The 19,823-nt window shown below is 70.6% G+C and carries 12 protein-coding genes and 2 pseudogenes; 7 read left to right on the top strand and 7 right to left on the bottom strand.

Translation table 11 applies throughout. The annotated features are described in order from the left end of the window. Window positions 1-467: 467 nt before the first annotated feature. Complete coding sequence (locus IEZ17_RS36365) at window positions 468-2,033, bottom strand: hypothetical protein (protein WP_189307833.1); 1,566 nt, start codon at window positions 2,031-2,033, stop codon at window positions 468-470. Window positions 2,034-2,266: 233 nt separating this feature from the next. Here IEZ17_RS36365 and IEZ17_RS36360 point away from each other — a divergent pair. Then, window positions 2,267-2,365, top strand: a pseudogene (locus tag IEZ17_RS36360) (IS5/IS1182 family transposase); the annotation flags it as partial. A gap of 1,298 nt (window positions 2,366-3,663) precedes the next feature. After that, window positions 3,664-4,302, top strand: coding sequence for a GNAT family N-acetyltransferase (locus IEZ17_RS36355; protein WP_189307831.1), 639 nt, complete (start codon window positions 3,664-3,666; stop codon window positions 4,300-4,302). 384 nt (window positions 4,303-4,686) lie between these two features. Here the strand turns inward: IEZ17_RS36355 and IEZ17_RS36350 are convergent, their stop codons facing one another. Continuing rightward, window positions 4,687-5,217 carry a DinB family protein gene (locus IEZ17_RS36350; RefSeq protein ID WP_189307829.1) on the bottom strand — a complete coding sequence of 177 codons (531 nt, stop codon included), beginning with the start codon at window positions 5,215-5,217 and terminating at the stop codon, window positions 4,687-4,689. A gap of 576 nt (window positions 5,218-5,793) precedes the next feature. Between IEZ17_RS36350 and add the strand changes: the two genes are divergently transcribed. From add to IEZ17_RS36335, 3 genes are all read left to right on the top strand, one after another. After that, window positions 5,794-6,804 carry an adenosine deaminase gene (gene add / locus IEZ17_RS36345; RefSeq protein ID WP_189307827.1) on the top strand — a complete coding sequence of 337 codons (1,011 nt, stop codon included), beginning with the start codon at window positions 5,794-5,796 and terminating at the stop codon, window positions 6,802-6,804. A 198-nt stretch (window positions 6,805-7,002) separates the two neighbouring features. Beyond that, the gene (locus IEZ17_RS36340) at window positions 7,003-7,755 is read left to right on the top strand and encodes a GntR family transcriptional regulator (RefSeq protein WP_189307825.1); all 753 of its coding nucleotides are present in this window, start codon (window positions 7,003-7,005) and stop codon (window positions 7,753-7,755) included. 194 nt (window positions 7,756-7,949) lie between these two features. Then, window positions 7,950-8,180, top strand: a complete 231-nt coding sequence (locus IEZ17_RS36335; RefSeq protein WP_189307823.1) for a hypothetical protein — start codon at window positions 7,950-7,952, stop codon at window positions 8,178-8,180. An 18-nt stretch (window positions 8,181-8,198) separates the two neighbouring features. Here the strand turns inward: IEZ17_RS36335 and IEZ17_RS43375 are convergent. Continuing rightward, window positions 8,199-8,435: pseudogene (locus IEZ17_RS43375) on the bottom strand (IS5/IS1182 family transposase); the annotation flags it as partial. A gap of 550 nt (window positions 8,436-8,985) precedes the next feature. Between IEZ17_RS43375 and IEZ17_RS36325 the strand changes: the two are divergent. Together IEZ17_RS36325 and IEZ17_RS36320 are read left to right on the top strand one after the other, a co-directional pair. Next, the gene (locus IEZ17_RS36325; RefSeq protein WP_229852986.1) at window positions 8,986-9,585 is read left to right on the top strand and encodes a hypothetical protein; all 600 of its coding nucleotides are present in this window, start codon (window positions 8,986-8,988) and stop codon (window positions 9,583-9,585) included. A 366-nt stretch (window positions 9,586-9,951) separates the two neighbouring features. Then, the gene (locus tag IEZ17_RS36320; protein ID WP_189307819.1) at window positions 9,952-12,756 is read left to right on the top strand and encodes an AfsR/SARP family transcriptional regulator; all 2,805 of its coding nucleotides are present in this window, start codon (window positions 9,952-9,954) and stop codon (window positions 12,754-12,756) included. A gap of 598 nt (window positions 12,757-13,354) precedes the next feature. On the opposite strand, the gene IEZ17_RS36315 is transcribed toward IEZ17_RS36320, so the two are convergent. The 4 genes from IEZ17_RS36315 to IEZ17_RS36300 all read right to left on the bottom strand — a co-directional run bounded on the left by IEZ17_RS36315 (window position 13,355) and on the right by IEZ17_RS36300 (window position 19,818). Next, window positions 13,355-14,731 carry an ATP-grasp domain-containing protein gene (locus IEZ17_RS36315; RefSeq protein ID WP_189307818.1) on the bottom strand — a complete coding sequence of 459 codons (1,377 nt, stop codon included), beginning with the start codon at window positions 14,729-14,731 and terminating at the stop codon, window positions 13,355-13,357. A 44-nt stretch (window positions 14,732-14,775) separates the two neighbouring features. Continuing rightward, on the bottom strand, window positions 14,776-16,611 hold the full coding sequence (locus IEZ17_RS36310; protein ID WP_189307816.1) for a non-ribosomal peptide synthetase: 1,836 nt from the start codon (window positions 16,609-16,611) through the stop codon (window positions 14,776-14,778). A 39-nt stretch (window positions 16,612-16,650) separates the two neighbouring features. Then, complete coding sequence (locus IEZ17_RS36305) at window positions 16,651-18,000, bottom strand: condensation domain-containing protein (protein ID WP_189307814.1); 1,350 nt, start codon at window positions 17,998-18,000, stop codon at window positions 16,651-16,653. Between the two features lie 72 nt (window positions 18,001-18,072). Beyond that, the gene (locus IEZ17_RS36300; protein WP_189307812.1) at window positions 18,073-19,818 is read right to left on the bottom strand and encodes an acyl-CoA dehydrogenase family protein; all 1,746 of its coding nucleotides are present in this window, start codon (window positions 19,816-19,818) and stop codon (window positions 18,073-18,075) included. Window positions 19,819-19,823 lie beyond the last annotated feature (5 nt).

The raw sequence follows: 19,823 nt of genomic DNA, 5'->3' as shown, positions 1-19,823 counted from the left end.
GGCGGACTGTTGTGTGTTCGCCGAGCTGGAGTTGATCTCAGGTGTCGGCGAGGTCGACCCAGATCCAGGGTTCGTGGTGCCAGGGGCGTACTTCACCGACAACCGGCCGGCCTCCCGTCGGCGCGCCTCCAACGGCTGACGCCGGAGCCGAAACCCATGCCGGTAGAGGCCGGGGCAGCCGCCCGCACTCGGACGACTGCCCCGGTCACCCCTCGCCTGGCTGGTCGCCTTCAGGGAAACGACAGTTGGCTCTCCCCTTGCAGGGCGGGTCGGCACGGCACTCGTATCCGGCGCCTCCGGACACTCGGCGTACGAAGGCAGCAGATCACTGCGTCCGGCCCCAGCTGTCACAACGGCGCAAGCCCTGACCGCCGTGCTGCCGTACGGCCGGTGCGCCGTGCAGTTGCCGGGATGTGGCCGGGATGTGGCCGGGCAGGGAATCTGTATCGGCACGCAGTCAGGTTGGCTCAGCGGTTGAGGAGGATGACGGCCGCGGAGTAGGGGGCGAGGCTTGTCGGGGCCGCACCGCGGTGGGTCGTGGGAGTGGAGTCGCCCCGCTGCCAGGTGAGGGTGCGGTCGGTGTGGTAGCCGGCCGGCAGGGAGAGGTGGAAGGACTGGGTCTGCTTCGGGTCCTTGTTGACCACGACGACGGCCAGCGTGCCGTCCGCGCGACGGACCGCGTGGGTGGTGAGGGTGCCGCTGCCACCGGTCGTGGTCGTGGCGAGGGTGGCGCCTCCGCCCTTGAGGGCGGTGGTCAGCATCCGCAGGGTGTTGTAGGGCGCGAACGGCGTGCCGACCGGCGGCTCGCAGTGCTTCTTCTTCGGCTGGTCCCACGGGCACTTCCCCGAGGACAGCAGCCCGAGATCGCCCCAGCCGCCGTCCTTCGTGGAACTCGGGCCGTTGTACAGAGCCCACCAGTCAACGTCCGAGACGCCGCTCTCCAGCAGCGACAGGTTGCTGTCCAGCAGATAGAGCGCGCCCACCGCGTTGTCCTGCTGCTGCGTCGGGAAGACGCCGGAGTTGCTCTCACCCGCGACGATGTCGATGTGGTGGCGCGGTCCCGAAGCCTGGTCCAGACTCGCCCGCAGCGCCTTCAGGACGGGCGCTGTACGTGCGGTGTCGGCGAGCACCGACGCGTCGTCGAACTTCCCGCTGAACGTGGGGTGGTACCAGTGGATGTCGACGAAGTCGACCGCCTTCGCAAGGCCCGGCGTGTTCAGAACCGCGTCGTCCCACTCCTTCAGCTTGCTCTTTCCCGGATCATGTGCCGTCGCCGGGTCGTTGGGAAAGAACTCGATGCCGACGCGGATGCTCGGATCGACGGCCTTCATCGCCTTCGCGTAGGCGATGGAGTTGCGGGCGTAGGCGGTCGGCGACTTGTCGGTGTGCGCGTCCGGCTCCTTGGGCGCGGGGTATTTGGGGTTGCTGAACCAGCCGTTGAGGTACGTCTCCTCGCCGACGACCCAGTCGTGCACGTCGTAGTGGTGGGTGCGGTTGGCGTACCGGACCCAGGCGGCGGCCTCACGCGGGTCACCGGGCTTGGGGTGCTCCGTGGTGCTCGGGTGGGCCTTGGTGTCGGTCGGGCCGGTGCCGTAGTTGACGTGCACCAGCATGCCGGCGTGTGCGTCCTGGGCGGTCTTTGCGAACTGGTCGAAGGTGAACGTCGGGTCGAGGTCCTCGTACCCCCCGTTGTTCTTGCCGTTCGGGTCGGGGCTCAGCCAGCCGCCGTTCTGGAAGTGGTACAGGTCGCCGGGCCCGCCGGCGTTGAACGACAGCGTGCTGATGCCTGCCTTGCGGATGAGCTCCGGGGTGTCCGGCCGGGTGAGGTACGGGTTCCAGAACGGCGTGTTCACTCCGATTGCGTGCGACGAGAGGGTGTTGGTCACGCGGTTCGTGACCTTGATGTCCGCAGCCGACGTGGGTCCGGACGGCTCGGCTACGAGCGCTGTGGCGCTGGGCGCAGCGGCTGTCCCGGCGAGTACGGCCGTGGCGGCGGCCAGGGCGAAGACGCGGCTGCGGTTGCGTGGTGACACGGTGTGCGGACCTTTCACTTGATGTCGGATCACCAAGTGGTGAACCGACATCAATCTGCCAAGAAGTCCGTGCAGTCGGCAGAACCGTCTGTCACTGATCCGCACTGACGAATGTCACAGGGGCGGATGCGCTCATTCCCCATCGTGCCCGCAGAGGAAGTCATCTCAGCTCGCTGCCTCCACAGAGTGCCGTTCGTGTGGGGATCGTTGAGGGGGTACCGGAGGTGCCGTCGCTGCCTCGGGGCGGTGGTCGGCGCCGGCGTGGTGACCGTGAAGTGCTCGCGGCGACCGTGTTCGTGGCCACATGGGCTTGCACCTGGCAGCAGATCCCGTCAGCTTCGAAACCCGTACGCTGGCTTGGGTACTGGAGCGTCCAGCCCAGTTCGCGTTTGGCCTTCTTGCTGGAGATCCCGCGAGCCCGCGTCATCGTATCCACCGCAGCGTCACCGGCTTTGGGCCGCGGCAGCCAACGCGCTCTGCGTGCCTCCCATGTCCGGTAGGCCAGTTCGGCGACTACGGTCGTCACCTGCTGTTTCTCGTCGAGCTCGATCCGATCCACTCGGCCGCGGGCGGCTTGTTGCCGCACGGTGGCGATCAGCTCATCCGGGTTTTGCGGCCACGGGGCCATCCCGCTGTCGGCCAGGACAGCGGCGCTCGCCCGGCCCTGCCCGGCGATAGGGGCGTAGATCACGGCAGGGAGGCTCGCGACCACGGCTTCGGTCAGGGACATCCCACCAGCGTTGTGCACAAGCACGTCTGCTGCCACGGCCAGGACCGCCATGTCGGTGCGCCAACCGAATGCCACGACGCCCGGGAGCGCGGCGCACCGGCGGCGCAGTTGGCGGTTGTGGCCGCACACGGCAACGGGCACCATGCCGCGGGCCGTGCTCAGCGCTCGCGCGGTGTCCGGCACGTCGAACCCCGGCGAGCCGGAGGTCACCAGGGCGAGGACCTGGTCGTTCCGAACACCCAGCTCAGCGTGCATTTTGGCCCGCGCCGCGGCTGCGACCGGGGCGGCAAAGTCGGGGGAGGCCAACGGACCGCCGACCTGCATGGGGACGCCGAATCGGGCGCGGCCTTGCGTTGCGGTGGTCTCCGTCACGTCAGGTGTGAGTCCAAGCCGCTGTGGACCCAGCTTCGGTGGGCATAGGGGTCGATCAGGTATCCGAACGCCGGGACGGCGAGCTCCTCGGTTTCCCGAAGCATCCCTACCGTCTGGCACGCGTCGGGGAATGTGGTGACGACTGCGTCGAAGCCGACTGTCCAGCGGGCGACTTGAGGCATAGTCCGCGATCCGTGCGACCTCGTGCGCTCATCGCGCGAGGGATGACAGCCGCTCGGACGGCCATCGAACTCGAACGCCGGGTCGACATCATCCGGCCGGGATGGGCCGCGAACTGCTGGCGAACCTGCCTGCCCCGTTCGCCCCTTGGGACGAGACAGCACACCCGCCCGTGACATGCCCCGACATCCGGCAACAGGAGGCATGGCCGAACCGCCGCCCCCGCCGACCGTCCGCGGCCGGAGCCGACCTGACCTGACGGCGCTGAATTCGCGCGACATGACGTCATGGCTCTGCAACGCTGGCCTCCTGGTACGGATGATCTGCGCGGACATGGAGTGGTGATCAGTGGGTTTCACGCTGGAGGGCCCGGTTCTCGAAGGAAAGCTGGTGCGGCTGGAGCCCCTGAGCCGGCGTCATGCCGCAGGCCTGGCCGTGTCCGCGGAAGAGGACCGGAGCGCATACCGCTTCACCTGGGTGCCGCGGGCGGCCGAGGCCGAGAAGTACATAGACACGCAGCTCGCTCGTGCCGCTGCCGGGAAGCTGGCTCCGTACGCCCAGGTGGAGAAGTCATCCGGACGTGTCGTGGGGGCCACCGCTTACTGCAGTCCGCGTCCCTGGCCGACCGGGGACAGGCTCTTCGCGATCGAGGTCGGGTACACCTGGCTGACGGCGTCGGCCCAGGGCACTGGGCTGAACGCCGAAGCCAAATACCTGTTGTTTCGGCATGCGTTCGAGAACTGGGCCGTGGCGCGCGTCGACTTGAAGACTGACGCACGCAACAGCCGGTCGCGGGCGGCGATCGAGGCGGTAGGGGCGCGGTTCGAGGGCGTGTTGCGCAACTGGTCCCGGTCGCGGGCGCAGGGCGAGGACGGCCTTCTCCGTGACTCCGCGATCTTCTCCATCACCGCGGCGGAGTGGCCCGAGTGCCGCTCGAAACTGGAGCGGCGCCTGGCTCAGGTCCCGACGTATTCGCCGAGCAGTTGAGGACGGTACTGCGAGCGGTCGTCGAGGCGGTGCCGGCGGCCCGGGAGCAGGCGGTGCTTCGGCCGGCAGGCTCGCGCGGGCGCTCCACGTCGGCGGGAGTGACGCCGAGCAAGCGCTCGTCACACGAAGGCGCTGCGCGGATGACCTCACCGTTGACGGCGTCCACGACTCGATCGCCCGAAACCGTCTGCTCTGCGGCGTCATGTGTCGAAATGGCGTGAGTGCGAGCCGTGAGGGTGCTCCGGACATGGTCCGCGTCCTCGCGCCTCGCTTGCGGACGGCGACGGTACGAAGCTGCGCGCGGTACGGAGGTGGCGGTTGCGCCAGTGGCTCGGCTCGCGTTGCTGACCGGGTGATCGAGAGCCGGTGGGACGCAGACTCCGGCTACTCGCCGGTCACGCCGTCGGCAAGCTCCCGGGCGATGTCGAGGTGCCCGACATGTCGCGCGTACTCCTGGAGCAGATGGAACAGAACCCAGATCAGCGTTGGCCGCTCCTCCTCGGGCGGGATTCGGCCCCCGAGAGTGGCCATCCGGTCCTCCAGCCGCGCGTCGGCGACGATCGCCCGGGATCGCTCGCACTGGGCACGGAAGAACCCCGTTACCTCCTCGACGGTCTCTCCGGCCTTGACACGCCACCTGCCGCCACGGGCTTCCATGTCGCCCCACGGCTGTTCGACCTGCTGGCCGGCGAAGCCCCACTCCAGCCAGCGCAGCTCCACATAGGCCAGATGCTTCAACAGTTCCAGCGGCGCCCAACCGGATGGCAGCCGGCTGCTCCGCAGCTCCGCGTCCGTCAGGCCGTCCAGCTTGCGCAGCGCGGCGGCACGGTAGAAATCGAGATAGCCCGCCAACAACTCGGCCGGGCTGGTGAGCGTGACCTCGGGTTCCGCCGGGGGTTCGACTTCAGCAGTCATGACAGGTGATGTTAGACAGGGCCCCCACAGGCACGCCACCCACTCACAGCAGAGCACCCAGCCCGTCGATGAGCCAATCAACGATGCGAGCCGAGCCACTGGTCGGCCGTCAGTGGCATGGCCTCACCGAGGCCGGGTTCGACGGACAGGCCGCGTTCGTCGTAGGGCAGGTTGCGGGAACGCTTCTTTGGGCAGGGCGAGATGGTCCGCGATGTGCGGGTCGCGCGTGCCGGCCCGGCAGCGGTGTGGGCAGGCCGACGCGGGTGCGGAAGCGTTGGCGCTGGTCGGCATCGAGCGCGTCGAGCATGGCCTGGAGGCCTGCCCGGCCGCGGCTTTTCTCCCTCACACGCCAGCCGTTGAACATGCCGGGGTCGGCAGGCCACGCAGCCCACGCAGGCAACTCGGCGATCGATCGCAGTCGCCTGGACAGCCGACCGCCGAGCCGAGGCCGGGTCCGATTGCCTCGCAACCGCCGTGTGTGCTCGCCGAATCTGTCTGGTCAACCAGACGGATTTATTTGTATGGTTGACCATGCAGATCAGAGGTGACGGTCAGTCACTCGTGACGGGAGGGCCCATGAGCGTCGACGACTGGATCCAGCGGCTGCCCAAGGTGGAGCTGCACTTGCATCTGGAGGGTTCGCTGCGGCCCTCGACTTTGCTCGCGCTCGCGGAACGTCATGGCGTCGACCTGGGGGCGGCGAGCGCGGAGCAGCTGATCGATCTGTACAGGTTCGACGGCTTCGACGACTTCGGCCGGCTGTTCATGAAGGGACTGGACGTCCTGCGCGGCGCCGAGGACTTCGCGGACGCCACCGCCGCGCTCGCCGCCGAACTGGCAACGCAGAACGTGCGATATGCAGAGGTGACCACCACGCCGATGGCCCATCACCTCCGCGGTATCGCGATGGAGGAGTACACCGCCGGGCTCGATGAGGGGCGTCGGCGCGCCCGGGCCGAGTACGGGGTGGAGATCGGCTGGATCTGCGATGTCCTCCGCAATGCGGAGGCGCCCGACTCGCAGTTCACCGTCGACTTCCTGCTGGGCCGGGACGCTCCCGAGGGTGCGGTCGGATTGGGGCTGGGCGGAGTGGAGGACGGGTTTCCGCCGGAGCCCTTCGCCTCCTCATTCCTCAGGGCCAAGGCGAACGGGCTGGCTTCGCTCCCGCACGCCGGCGAGACCGTCGGCCCCGAAAGCATCTGGGGCGCGATCCGGGCGCTGCGGGCCGATCGGATCGGGCACGGCATCCGGTGCCTGGACGACCCGGCCCTCGTCGACCACCTCGGCGAACGGCAGATCCCGTTGGAGGTGGCACCGACGTCCAATGTCGCCCTCCAGCTGGTGAAGGACGTGCAGAGCCACATGCTGAGCGAGCTGGCTCGCGCAGGGCTGGCGGTCACCCTGAACACCGACGACCCGGCCTACTTCCAAACCACCCTCAACGACGAACTGCGCGTGGCCCACGACCTGCACGGCTTCACCCGCCAGGCACTGCTGGACGCCCAGACCACCGCGCTGCGGGCCTGCTACGCCCCCGCCGCGACAAAGACCGCCATCGCCCGTGAACTCGATGGAGTCCGACCGTAAACGCCCTCGACCCCGGGTGTTGACCACGCCGCCGTCTCCGGCGGTCTGCCGCGACCTGCGGGGTGACGGGGCGCGCGATACTGATCGCCGGATGACCGGATCCCACCGACCGGATCGCCGGCACCGTCCCGCCCGGCGATGCACTGACACATCGCCGCATCGGATGCGGTGGGATGCGGGGACAAGGAGACACCCGATATGGCCCGCCCGCCCGGGCACGACCGCCCGCTGTACGTGCGCACCGCGATGTCGCTCAAGAGCCGCATCCTGGCCGGGCATTACGTCCCCGGCCAGCGCCTGCCCAGCGAGGACGAGCTCGCCGCGACCATGAGGGCGAGCCGCAGCACCGTCCGTCAGGCGTTGAGCGAGCTGCGCGATACCGGCTATGTCACCAGTCGCCGCGGATCTGGCAGCTACGTCGCCGACCCGCTGCCGATCGAGGCACTGTCCCCCCAGTCGGGACCGGTGTACACCGGTTTCCTCGACGACCTGGACAACGAGGCCCACCACGTCCGCGAACGCGACCGCGTCCAGGACACCCTTCGCGCCGATCAGTGGCTGGGCGCGCGTCTGAAGGTCCCGGTGGACTCCCCTCTGGTCCGCTACCGTGCCACCCGGCTCCGCCATGGCGTGCCCTACGGTGTCGCGACCGACATCGTCCCCCTGTCCGTGGCCGAGCGCATCACACCGGAGGTGCTCGCCGCCGGCCCGACCATCGTGGATGCTTTGACACTGGCGCAAAGCCGGGTCGCCGAGAGCCTTCAGCGCCTCGAACCCGGCGTCTTGGACGCAGCCGACGCCGAACGCTGCGGTGCCTCCCCGGGCGACCCGGCGCTGGAGATCACCGGCGTCGCCTACGACTCCACTCACACGCCGATCGACGCCTACACCCTCACGATCACCGCCGGCTACGGCATCGGCCTGCACCTGACCCGCACCACCCTGGACTGAGGAGTCTCCGACGGGCCTGCTGCTTGGCCGCTGGGCTTGCCCCGTGGCTCGTCGGCTTGTTGCTGGGCCGGCTGGTGTCGATCGAGATTGACCGTTTCGGCGGCACCAGGCGAGTGATAGTGGCGATTCACCCGTGTCTCCAGGGCCGGACAGTCGTAGTCAGTTTCCAACGACTGCCAAATGAAGGGAACTTCATGCGACGCATCGCTACGGTTGCCGTCAGCGCCGCCGCACTCCTCGCTCTCAGCGCCTCTGCCGCCAACGCCGAAGACGACGCAGCAAGGGCTGACCCAGGCAAGAGTCTGACCAATGCGATCGACAAGTTGTTCGACCCTGGCACTCCCGGTGGCAAGGTGGATCAGGCCGTGGGCTCGACCGCGAGTGGGTTGGGGGATGGGATCAAGGGGCTGCTCAGCTCAAGCTGACGACGGTCCGGCGGGTTGTCAGCGGAGCCGCATCCGGATTGCGGCGAGGGTGACCGTTCCGTGAACGACGTGCGCCCTCTTGCCGTATCGGGTCGCCATGGCTCGGCAACTCTTGAGCGCGTTGACGCCCTGCTGGTCCTTGTGCTCGCGGATCGTGTGCCGGATCTGCCGCCGCCGCGGGTGCTGTCGGTTCCGCCGAGAGATGTACCCCTTGTCGCCACGCAGGTGATCCGGGCGTGCCCGTCTTCCACTTCCCCACGGGCTGTCCCGTAGATCATTTACGGGACAGCCCTTGGAGGACCACTCCGATCTTCCGCGGGAACAGCGCCTTCTCCGTCCGAGGAGGACCGCACCGCGAAGCTCCCCGACGGCTTCCACAATCGTGCGCCACATGGAGTGCATCGTCGCACGAGACCTGAGCGAGAGTGCCGAAGCTGCCTCTCGGTGGACCGATGGCACACGCTCGAACTCCTGGGCGGGTAAGTCGGCTCGCTCGTATCGGCATCGGTGATCGTCGGCCACTGTGCTCCGCGTGACTGGTACGCCGCCGAGGCAGCCGTCTGCCGGTGGTTCGTCGACGGCGCGCACGGGGAACGTCTCGCGTCGGCGGAGCCGGGACTGAGCGATCTCGCTCCCGCCCCCGGAGCCGACGCCGACCGCATCGAAGTCCTCCGCCGAAGGCTCCTCGGCCTCATGCACCGCATTCGTGAATCCTTGCATTGAGCGATCGTTCAAGGAACGTTGACCGACGTTCACTAGCGTTTCTGGCGCATCCGTCTTCGATCAACGGCTAGGTGGAGTAGGCATGGTGTTCCGCGCGCGAGGCAAGGGCAGGATTTCTTCCTTATGCGCCCGGGCGAACACGCCCCGGCGGCGGGCCGCGGTCATGGCCGGGGTGTTCGCGAGTGTGTCCGTGATGGCGCTGGGGACGGCCTCCGCCGTGTCGCAGGATTCGGGGGAGTCGACGACGGCCGCTGTGCAGGCGGCTCCGGCGACCGACTCGGCGCGCGAGCACTGGGAGCCGCTGACGCACCGGAGCCGGGGCGCCGGGGATCCGGGGACGGAGCCAGGCCGGATCAACACCGACTTCCTGATCAGTGAAGTGTCGCCGGCGCAGTTCCGCGGCTGGTGGTACCAGTCCCACGTCAAGGGGGTCGACGTGACGTGGGTGGCGCCCTCGGGGCGGGATCCGTACGACGGTTGGGACTGGATCGAGATCGTGGACGGCAGCGGCAAGCGTGTGACGTGGGACTGGGTCTGCGGCAACGCCCACTGCGGCGCGTTCGGCTCGACACTGATCGGCGCGAACCTGAAGAAGGGCGAGGAGTACAAGGCCCTCTACTGGAGCGACGGGGGCCGGGTCACCCATGGGCGGCTGCGGGCCGAGTTCGAGTTCCGGGCCTGACATGGGAGGCCGGGACGAGGTGACGCGGGGGACTGAACGCGGCCCGGTCGGGCGGCGGTTGGTCAGTGCGGCGGTTGTGGTTTCGTGGAGCTGACCGCGCTGGACCTGGCCCGCCGGATCTACGCCATCAAGCCGATGGGGAAGCGCTGACATACCGAAGCCGGTCACCACCCCGGCACGCCTCGCCGCGCACGCCCCCGGCGCTGTCGACGCACGGGACAGGCGATCGTTCCGGTCCTTCTCGTGCGGCGTGTGGCAGGCCCGGTCCTGGACGGAGTCGACGTGGCGGAATCACGAACCTGTCTGTCGGCCCGGAAGCCAATATGACACCGGGAAGATGACCGGTGAGGAGAGAACGGAGCCCCTGTGCAGATCCTTCTGCTGGGTCCGGTTGAAGTCAGGGCGCCGGACGGCTCGGCGCTCCATGTCGGTGGTGCCCGGCGGCGGGCTGTGCTGGCCACCCTCGCCATGGATGTCAACCGGGTCGTCTCGGTCCAGCGGCTGCTGGACACGGTGTGGGACCAGGCTCCGCCGCCCAGCGCCAGGACCGTTCTACAGGGCCATGTGGCAAGCCTGCGCGGCATGTTCGACGACAGCGTCCAGCTCATCACCCGCGAACCCGGATACATGTTGCAGGCGGACCCCGCCCAGATCGACGTCCACCACCAGCGAGAGCTGCTGGCCAGGGCCGACGCGGCCGAGGACCGGACCGCCGTGCGGCTGCTGCGCCAGGCTCTCGGCTGCTGGCGCGGGCCGGCCCTCGCCGACTGCGGATCGACCGTCCTGCGAGAGGGCTCGGCGCACCGGCTGGAGAGCACCCGACTGCGGGCGCTGGAGCAGCTGGCCGAGCGGCTGCTCCGGATCGGCCACGCCGAGCTGGTCACGGCAGAGCTGGCGGAGGCGCTGGAGGCCCATCCGCTGCGGGAGTCCCTGGTCCGGCTGATGATGCTCTGTCTGCACCAGGAGGGCAGGCAGGCGGAGGCCCTCGCGACCTACCACGCGCTGCGGGCCCGGATCGCCGAGGAGGCCGGGGTGGACCCCGGGGCCGATGTGCAGGCAACCTTCGCCCAGCTGCTCCGGCCGGCGGATCCGCCGGCCGGGTCGGCCGGTCGGCCGGCTCGGGTGTGGCCGCCCACCGTGCCGCAGCAACCGGAGCAGAAGCAGTGCCGGCTTGCGGTGCAGCTGCCGCGCGAACCCGGCGGGTTCATGGGGCGAAACCACGAGCTGGCCTGGCTCTCGGAACACTGCGGTACTCCGGACACCGGCCACGGCGACGGCCTGCTGCTGGTAACCGGCCCGGCGGGGGTCGGCAAGACCGCTCTGCTGCTGCGCTGGGCACACCGGTTCGCCACTGACTTCGACGGCGGCCGGCTCTGGGTCGACCTGCGAGGCTGCGACGAGACGGAACCGCTGGCCCCCGGGGAGGCGCTGGCCTGCCTGCTCCGGGCGCTCGGTGTGCCCGAGTCGGCCATCCCGGTCGCGCCGGAGGAGCGGGCGGCGCTCTACCGGAGCAGGCTCGCGGGCCGGCGGACCCTGGTCGTCCTGGACAATGCCGCCGACGCCGCCCAGGTCCGTCCGCTGCTGCCGGCGGTGCCCGGCTGCGTCACCGTGGTGACCAGCCGGCGGCGCCTGTGTGAGCTGGTGGCGCAGGAGGGCGCGGCAGTACTGCCGCTGGGCGTGCTCTCGGCCGACGAGGGATTCGACGTCCTTGCCCGGGTTGCCGGCCGGCCTCGGCTGGATGCCGAGCCGGCGGCGAGCCGGCGGGTCGTCGAGTTGTGCGAGGGGCTGCCGCTGGCGTTGCGGATCGCGGGGGCGCGGCTGGCCACCCGGCCGCACTGGACCGTTGCCGGCCTGGCCGGGGAACTGGCCGACGAGTGTTCACGGTTGGCCACGCTCTCCGTCCAGGGTCAGCTGAGTGTCGAGGCGGCCCTGGAACTCAGCTGCCGCACGCTGCCCGAGCCGGCCGCGCACCTTTTCCGGCTGCTCGGGGCGTACCCCGGCCGGCATATCGACGCCCACACGGCGGCTGCGGTGGCCGCTTGCGACGTACGGTCGGTGCGCTCGGCGCTCGGCGCCCTCGACTCCGCCCACCTCTTTCAGGAGACGGCTCCGGGCAGCTACACGCGGCACGACCTGGTCCGCCTCTACGCGCGGCAGGCCGCCGAGGAACTGGAGCCCGCCGTCCTGGAGGCGGCCCACGAGCGGCTGTTGGACTACTACCTGGCCGCGACGGCCGCCGCCACCGCCCTGGCCCGGCCGACGGCCCCGGCGCATCGTCCGGCTCGCCCGGGGCCCGGCGGTGTGCCGCCGTTCGCGGATCCGGCCCACGCGTTGACGTGGTTCCGGCGCGAGGAGCCGGCGATCCGCGACCTGGTGGTCCTCAGCGCCGACTGGGGGCGTGTGGCGCACGGCTGCCGGCTGGCCGAGAACGCGGGCTTCCTCTACTACGACGACGGCGGTCGGCTGCGCGAGTGGGAACAGATCACCGGGCGGGCCCTGGCGGCTGCCGACGCCGAGGGCATCGGCGACGACTGGCCGCGGCTCCACTCCGACCACGGCGCGGCGCTGCACGAGCAGGGCCGTCACGCCGAGGCGGTTCGCCGGCACCGGCACGCCTGTCGGCTGGCGGACCGGGCGGGCGAACCGGTGCTGCGCCAGCTGACCCGCAATCGGCTGGCCAACAGCCTGCTCGCGGCCGGCGCGCCCGAGCAGGCGGCCGGCGAGCTCGAGTCGGCGCTGGCCGCCGCCCGGGAGCTGGACGACGGACGGCTGGTCGCCCAGGCCCTCAACAACCTGGCCAACGCCTTCCTCGAACTCGGCCGTCCGGAACCGGCGATGAACCACGCCAAGAAGTCGCTGGAACTGCTGCTCGGCCGCAGCAGCGACCCGTTCCTGGTCGTCACCACCCAGACGTACGCCGAGGCCCTGTACGGGATGGGCCGCGTCGACGAGGCGCTCTCCGAGAGCCGTCGGGCTCTGGAGCTCGGACGCACCCAGGGGAATCTGCGGGTCGAGACCTACTGCGCCGACTTCGTCGGCAAGGTCCTCTACGCGCAGGGGCGCCGTGGCGAGGCCCGCGACAACTGGCAGCGTGCGCTGGACCTGTCCCGGCAGCAGGGGCGTCCGGTGGATGGGCTGCAAGCTCGGATCGCGGCGTGCAGCGGGAGCTGAACGCCGGGCACCGGGGTGTCGGCGAGGTGTCCTGGGCGAGCGGGGCCAGCAGCAGCAAGGCTGCGGCCTCCTGCACGATCAGGTGGGTGAGCGGGGACCGGCTGGTCACCACGGTGCCGCACCTTGGGCCGGCCGGTAGCAGCGGGCGGATGTCACCGCCCTGGCGCACGTTGTCCAGCACCACCAGGAGCCGTCGTCTGAGGGTGAGTCGGGTGAACAGGGCGGACCTCTCCCTCGCGTCGGCCGGGAGTTCGGCGCCCGCGAAGCCGAGCGTGCCCAGGAACTCGCCCAGGATGCCGCCGAGTTCCCGCACCGTCCACACGCCGAAGCCGTTGAGGTCGGCGAACAACCGGCCGTCGGGATACTGCTCGGCCACCCGGTGGGCCCAGTGGACGACCAGCGCGGTCTTCCCGACCCGGGCCGGACCGGCCACCACCAGGGTGGGCTCGCCGCGGTGGGACGTGCGGACCTGGTCGAGCCGGCGGCACTCGTCCACTCGTCCGGCGAATTCCCCGACGGCACGCGGGAAGCGGATCGTCACTCGGGCTCCGTTCGACGACTCGGGGCCCGACGGGCACACTCGGTGGGCCCATGATGTTCAACGGCAGGTTCTCGCGGGCGGCAGTTCGTACAGTGCCGTACCGGCGTGCGCGCCGTTGGCCACGTTCACCACGCCGGTGTCGGCGTCGGCGCGGGTGCCGCGCGCCAGCACGCCGGCGAAGCCGCGCGCCATGGTGAACACGCCCCAGACGGTCACCCACGGTTGCAGCCGGCCGTTCTCGTCGGGGAAGAGTTCGGTGACCGGGCGGATCCGGCGCTGAAGCACGTACGGGCTGCCGAGCGCGGCGTCGAGGTGTTCGGCCCAGCTCTCCGGGGTCACCGACTCGTCCCAGCCCAGCACCACACCGCTGCCGCCGTGCAGCACCGTCGGCTTCAGCACGAGGTCGTGCCGGTGCGCCAGGGCGTAGTCGATCAGCTCGACCGCTTCTCCGGTCTCCAGGGTCACCTTGCCGGGCCGGACGATCCGGGTCCAGGGCAGGATGCGGTCCAGGCCCGCCAGTTCCTCGGCGCTGAACAGGTGTCGGTTCTGCTCGTCCGACAGCATCGCGAGCGCGGTCTTGCTGGCGAAGAGTTCCGCGTCCAGCGGCACGAACAGCTTCACCTGGCCGGCCGAGGCCGCGTCGAGGACCTGGTCCATCAGCGCGGGGGCCTCGGGGGATTCGAGCAGGTCCTCGACGAGGAAGATCCGATGGATGATGTCGACGGCCCGGTCGCCGAGCCAGACCCGGCCGTCACGGTAGTCGAACTGGCCGATGTGGCAGGGGTGCGCGTCGACGCCCAGGCTCTGGAGATGGGCGCAGAACTCCTCCAGGAAGGCGCCCCAGCCGCTCTGGTAGCTGCTCGGCCAGTCCGCCAGCGCGATGACCGGCCGGGACTGCGGGACCAACCCCGTCTCGGCGTACATGGTGTGCAGGAGTTCGCTCACGGTGTCGACGTAGCCGAGGCGGTGCCGGTCGGCGAAGTCGGCCAGGAGCGGGTGCTCAAGGAGAGCTCGGGCCATCACGCCGTTGTCCATGCCGCCGAGCGCGCTGGTCATGTTGGCCTCCAGCAGCTTGAATCCGCTCTCGTCGACGCACAGGTCCGCGCGGGCCATCCGGGTCATACCGGTGCCCCGGCTGCGGAGGATCGCGCGGACCTGGACCTCGGTCAGGCCGACTGCCCGGGCGAACGCGCCGAGGTCGCCGTCGAAGAGTCTGTCCGGCAGGCTGAGCAGCGCCGTGCGGAACGTCTCCAGGTCCGCCATCAGCCGCTCGCGCTCCTCGTGTCCGAGGAAGAGCGGGCGGGACAGAAAGCCGCCGCGGTAGTGGCTGGCGAGCAAGGTGTCGTCTTGCTGACGTCCCCTCAATTCCACTGCGCTGGTGGGCTGTTCGCATAGTCGCGTCAGGTACTGCTCGGTCAGGGTGGATCGGTCCATCGGGAGGTCCTCTCGGGGCGTGCGAGTGGTCGTCGCGGGAGCGCTCAGCTGTGTGCTGACGCGGCCCGGCGGGAGACGACCAGGGTGGCCAGAGCCGCCAGGTCGGGCTGCCGCATGACCTCGGCTGCCTTGACGCGGATCCGGTAGGTGCTCTCGATCAGCGCGAGCAGGCGCGCGACGGCCAGCGAAGTACCGCCCGAATCGGAGAAGTTGTCGGCGGCGCTGAGGCCGGGCTGGTCGAGCAGCTGCCGGCAGGCAGCGAGCAGGAAGGCCTCGGTGTCGCCGGCTTGCGGGGTCTGCCGGACCTCGGGGCCGGTGGTCGCGGCCCGGCCTGCCTGCTGGGCGAGCAGCGCCCGGTCGACCTTGCCGTTGGCGTTCAGCGGGAAGCGGTCGACGAAGCGCACGACGGCCGGCACTGCCTGCTTCAGCAGCCGGGCCCGGGCGGCGGCCACCACCGCGTCCTCGTCGGCTCGCGCGCCCTCGGCGAGCAGCAGGAAGGCGGCCAGCCGCAGCGCGCCGCCGGCACCGCGGAACGGCACCACGACGGCGTGCCGCACCGACTCGTGCGCCTCCAGTGCGGCCTCGACCTCGGCCGGCTCGATCCGTGCGCCGCTGATCTTGACCTGGTCGTCCATCCGGCCGAGGAACTCGAAGAGTCCGTCAGCGCGCAGCACCGCCCTGTCACCGGTCCGGTAGACCCGGTCCACGTACGACTGCCCCTCGGGAGCCGGTACGAACCGCTCGGACGTCCGCTCCGGGTCCACATAGCCGAGCGCCAGGCCGGCACCGCCGATCCGGACCTCGCCGGCCTCTCCTCTGGGCAGGATCCGGCCGTCCTCGTCGGTGATGAAGACGGTGTAGGCGGTGAGCGGCTTTCCGATAGGCACGAGGGCGGACGGGTCGTCGCTCTCCGGCCGCAGGCGGTGGGTGGTGGTGAGTACGGTGGCCTCGGCGGGGCCGTATACGTTGTGCACGACCGCGGTGCACTCCGCCGGGGGCCGTACCCGCATCCGGTCACCGCCTACCAGGATGTGGCGCAGGGCCAGGCCGGCGGGCCACGGCTGGGCGAAGGCGAGCTCGGCGAGCGGGGTCGGCAGCAGGCAGTGGGTCAGGCCCGACTCCTGCCACCACTGGAAGAGTTCGGCTATCGAACCGCGGGCGTCCTCCGGCGCGACGTGCAGGGCGGCGCCCGAGGACAGGGCCTCCCACAGCTCCTTGAGGTGTGCGTCGAAGGTGGTGCCGACAAAGAGGCCGACCCGGGACTCGGGGCCGATGTCGAGCCGGTCGCAGGTCCATCGGACCAGGTTCGCCATCGCCTCCTGCGGCAGCAGTGCGATCTTGGGTTTGCCGGTGCTGCCCGAGGTGCTGACGGCGCAGAACGCGTCGCTCGGCCGTCCCCGGGCCGGGCCGTTGCGCAGCCCCAGGCCGAGCCCGTCCACCTCGCCGGCCCGCTCGATGCGCCAGTCGGGCAGCGGCGGGGTGGCGCCGTCGGTGAGCAGGCAGTTGATCCCGGCGTCCTCGGTGATCGACTGCACCCGGGCCGCCCCCGGTTGCGCGCCGAGCGAGAGGTAGACCGCGCCGATCCTGGCCAGCGCGACCGCCGCGGCGACCAGCAGCGGAGAGCGCTCCAGGCAGACTCCGACCAGCGCGCCCGGGGCGACCCGGCCGTCGAGGGCCTCGGTGATCCGGGCGGCGGCGCGGTCGAGTTCGCGGTAGCTCCAGGTGACCGGGCCGGACACCACCGCCGGAGCGTCGGGCTGCTTGGCCAGCCAGCTGTCGAACCAGTCGAGCGGCCCCGCGCCCGGTGCGGGGGCGGGGGCCGGGTCCCCGCCCCAGACGATGCTGAGCGGCCGGCGGTCGGTGGGGTTCTGGATGGTCATGTCGTGTCGTCTCCTCGGCTGTGGGTCGGGATGGTGGGTTCAGCGGTGGGCGGCGGCCAGGTCTCCGAGGCCGGCCTCGGAGTCGGCGAGGTATGCCTCCAGCAGTGCCGCCAACTGCCGCTGTAGTGCGGCGATCTGCGGGATGTCGTAGAGGTCCGTGGCGAAGTCCCAGATCAGCAGCGCGCCTCCGGGGCCCGAGCGGGCGTTGACCGTCCGGCGGGAATCGGGGATCAGGACCACGTCGAGATCGAAGCGGGAGGTGCCGGTGTTGAACGCCTCGTGGATGGACACCTCGACGTCCAGCCCCTCGACATGCGGCATCGGCGCGTCGTGCGCGCTGAACATGACCCGGAACAGCGGATTGTCCAGGCCGGCGGTCGAGTGTGCGCCGAGCGCGCGGGCCAGGTCCTGGACCGGAACGCCCTGGTGCGGCAGTGAGCGGATCAACACCTCGGTGACATCGTCCACCGCGTCCAGCGCGCTGTCCTCTGGCCGAAGCCGGATGCGCAGCGGGATGGTGTTGACGAACATCCCGACCGTTTCGTCGAAACCGGGCGGGCGGTTGCCCACGGCGCTGCCGATGACCAGGTCGTCCCGGCCGCTCTGGCGGCGCAGCAGTTCCGCGAAGAGGGTGAGCAGGATCGAGAACGGTGTGTGGCCGTTGCGCCGGGCGGCGGACCGCAGACGCTCGGCCAGTGCGGGCTCCAGCAGCTGCCGCAGCTGGTCGCCGTGCGGGATGTCGCGGACCCGTCCTGGGGCGACCAGGCCGGGCAGCGGCAGGTCGAAGGCCGCGCCGTCCAGAGCGGTCCGCCAGTAGGCCACGGCCTCGTCCTGGTGGCCGGGCAGCTCCTCGGCGGCCACCGACTGCCGGACGTGGTCGACATAGGAGCGGGGCTTGGGCAGTTCGGCCGGGATGCCCTGGGCCAGCGCGCGGTAGGTGGTGAACAGGTCGCGCAGGACCAGACCGAAGGACCAGCCGTCGTGGACCAGGTGGTGCTCGGTCTGGAGCAGCCGGTGGTGGTCCTCGGAAAGCCGGATCAGGGTCCACCGCACCATGGGCGCCTCGGCGGTGTCGAACGGCTCGTCGTGCTGTGCGCGCCACAGTTCCTCGAAGGCCGCGTCCTGGTTCTCGGTACGGGTCAGGTCCAGGGTGCGGTAGCGCAGTGCGCACGCGTCGTTCACCCGCTGCTTCGGTGGGAAGTCCTCGGGGTCGAGTTCGAGGCGGAACGCCTCGTGGCGGGCCAGCACGGTGGCGAGGCTCTGCCGCAGGGCCGGCTCGTCCAGCGGGCCGCGCAGGTCGAGGGCGGCGGTGAAGTTGTAGGCGCGGCTGTCGGGGAAGAGCTCCTCGTGCAGCCAGACGATCTCCTGGGAACGGGAGAGGTTGAACATCGGTGCGGCCCTTTCCGGGTCGGTGTCGTGCGGTACCCGGGGCCGATGGCGGAGCCGGCCCCGGGTACCTGCTCAGCGGGCGGGCGGGGTGGCGGTGATGGTGTCGCGGAGCAGGAATTCGAGGCCGTCACCGTGCAGCCACTGCGCGCAGGTCCTGGCGTGCTCGGGTCCGTCGGTGTCGGCCAGTCGCCGCTGGGCGTCCGCCATCCGGTGGCGGGCCTCGGCGCAGAACACGTCGGCGAGCTCCTGGGCGGGGCCGGTGCCGTCGGGGTGCAGCCGGGCGGCCCGGGCCAACACCACGGACATGCTGAACAGTTCGGCGGAGAGCTGGTTGAGCAGAATCAACGTGCGCTCCTGCGCGAACAGCACCTCGGGGTCGGCGTAGCGGGCCACCAGTTGGCGGCTTCGGCGGGCGAACTGCACGGCCTGGTCGGCCACGTAGCGCAGGTGGTCGCGGTTGCGCGGGGAGAGCGACGCGTCCGTTGCGGTGAGGTCGGTCGCGGCATCGGCGATGGCCTGCGGCTCGGGGTAGTGCCGCGAGAGCAGGTGCCGGGCCGCCCAGTGGTCGACCAGGAAGTCCACCCCGCCGGCCACCCGCAGGGCGCGTGCGTCGCGGAAGAACCGCTCCACCGGAAGCGGTTGGGCGCCGCGCCGGGCCTTGCTCCCCGCCGTCTCGAAGCCCTCCGCGGCCAGCAGGGAGAGTGTGCGGTCGACGATGCGCCAGCTCGTCATCGAGTTGATGTTCTTGGCCACCGTCTGTTCCGGGTCCAGGTCGATCCCCGGGTGGCGCTCCTCGGCCAGCAGGCACCACTCCACCACGCTTTCCATCGCGAAGGTCTCGGCGAGGTTCGCCGCGACGATGCGCTGGATCTCGTCGTACTGCTCCAACCCGCGCCCGGCGACCGAACGCCGCCGGACGAACTCCCGGGACCAGTGCAGGCAGAGCCGGCCGATCGCCAGGGCCGGAGCCGAGATGGGGTACATCCGGCCCCGGACGCTGATGGTGTGGAGCTCGGGGGAGAGGCGCCACTCGTCCTGTGCGCTCAGGCCGTCGAGGGTGAAGACCCTGCTGTGCGGGACGAAGACCCGGTCGAAGGTGAGGGCCGCGTTGGGCAGGCCCTTCAGGCCCAGGTATTCGTGCCAGGACCTGACCGAGAAGCCGGGGTCCGAGGTGTCGACGAAGAACAGCCGGATGTACTCCCGGCCGTTTTCGTGCACGGTCGCCGAGACCCGCAGCAGCCCGGCGATCGGACCGTTCTGGATGAACACTTTCTCGCCGCTGATCAGGAACCCGGTGCCGTCCTCGGTGGGCACCGCCGTGGTGGCCCGGGTCCGGTTGATCGCACCGGTGGGCTCGGTGTCGGCGTCGCCGGAGATCGCACCGGCCGCGAGCAGCCGTTCGAGCTCGGACTTCAGCTCGCCGTCGGCCAGGATCGGCAGGTAGGCGCCCGCGCCCAGCCCGAGGTGGACGGACATGGCGTAACAGGCGGTCACCGACCAGCTGGCCGCGGCCTGGATCATGCGGAAGGCGTTGTGGGCGGACAGGCCCAGACCGCCGCGCTCGGGCGTGTCCTGGAGCCGGAAGTAGCCGCGGGCGACGCAGGCTTCGTGGAAGCCGTCGGGGAGCTTCGCGGTGCGGTCCACCTCGGTGGGGTCGACGCTCTCCCGGAGGAAGTGCATCAGCTCGGCGACGGCGGCGTCGCCGTGGGCGCGGTCCTCGTCCGACTGGACGGGGAAGGGGCTGATCAGATCCCAGCGCAGGCGTCCCAGGTGCAGCTCGGCGAGGAAGCCCGCCGGGGTGGTGGAGTCGTGAGCCATGTCTG

It is taken from the genome of Streptomyces albospinus (assembly GCF_014648695.1).
Classification (GTDB): Bacteria; Actinomycetota; Actinomycetes; order Streptomycetales; family Streptomycetaceae; genus Streptomyces; species Streptomyces albospinus.
This window is presented reverse-complemented; position numbering and strand designations above follow the sequence as displayed.

Excerpts from the sequence above, each read along its gene's own strand:
- IEZ17_RS36350 (WP_189307829.1), bottom strand. The coding sequence starts at position 5,217 with ATGACTGCTGAAGTCGAACCCCCGGCGGAACCCGAGGTCACGCTCACC.
- add (WP_189307827.1), top strand. The coding sequence starts at position 5,794 with ATGAGCGTCGACGACTGGATCCAGCGGCTGCCCAAGGTGGAGCTGCAC.
- IEZ17_RS36340 (WP_189307825.1), top strand. The coding sequence starts at position 7,003 with ATGGCCCGCCCGCCCGGGCACGACCGCCCGCTGTACGTGCGCACCGCG.
- IEZ17_RS36335 (WP_189307823.1), top strand. The coding sequence starts at position 7,950 with ATGCGACGCATCGCTACGGTTGCCGTCAGCGCCGCCGCACTCCTCGCT.
- IEZ17_RS36325 (WP_229852986.1), top strand. The coding sequence starts at position 8,986 with ATGGTGTTCCGCGCGCGAGGCAAGGGCAGGATTTCTTCCTTATGCGCC.
- IEZ17_RS36315 (WP_189307818.1), bottom strand. The coding sequence starts at position 14,731 with ATGGACCGATCCACCCTGACCGAGCAGTACCTGACGCGACTATGCGAA.
- IEZ17_RS36310 (WP_189307816.1), bottom strand. The coding sequence starts at position 16,611 with ATGACCATCCAGAACCCCACCGACCGCCGGCCGCTCAGCATCGTCTGG.
- IEZ17_RS36305 (WP_189307814.1), bottom strand. The coding sequence starts at position 18,000 with ATGTTCAACCTCTCCCGTTCCCAGGAGATCGTCTGGCTGCACGAGGAG.
- IEZ17_RS36300 (WP_189307812.1), bottom strand. The coding sequence starts at position 19,818 with ATGGCTCACGACTCCACCACCCCGGCGGGCTTCCTCGCCGAGCTGCAC.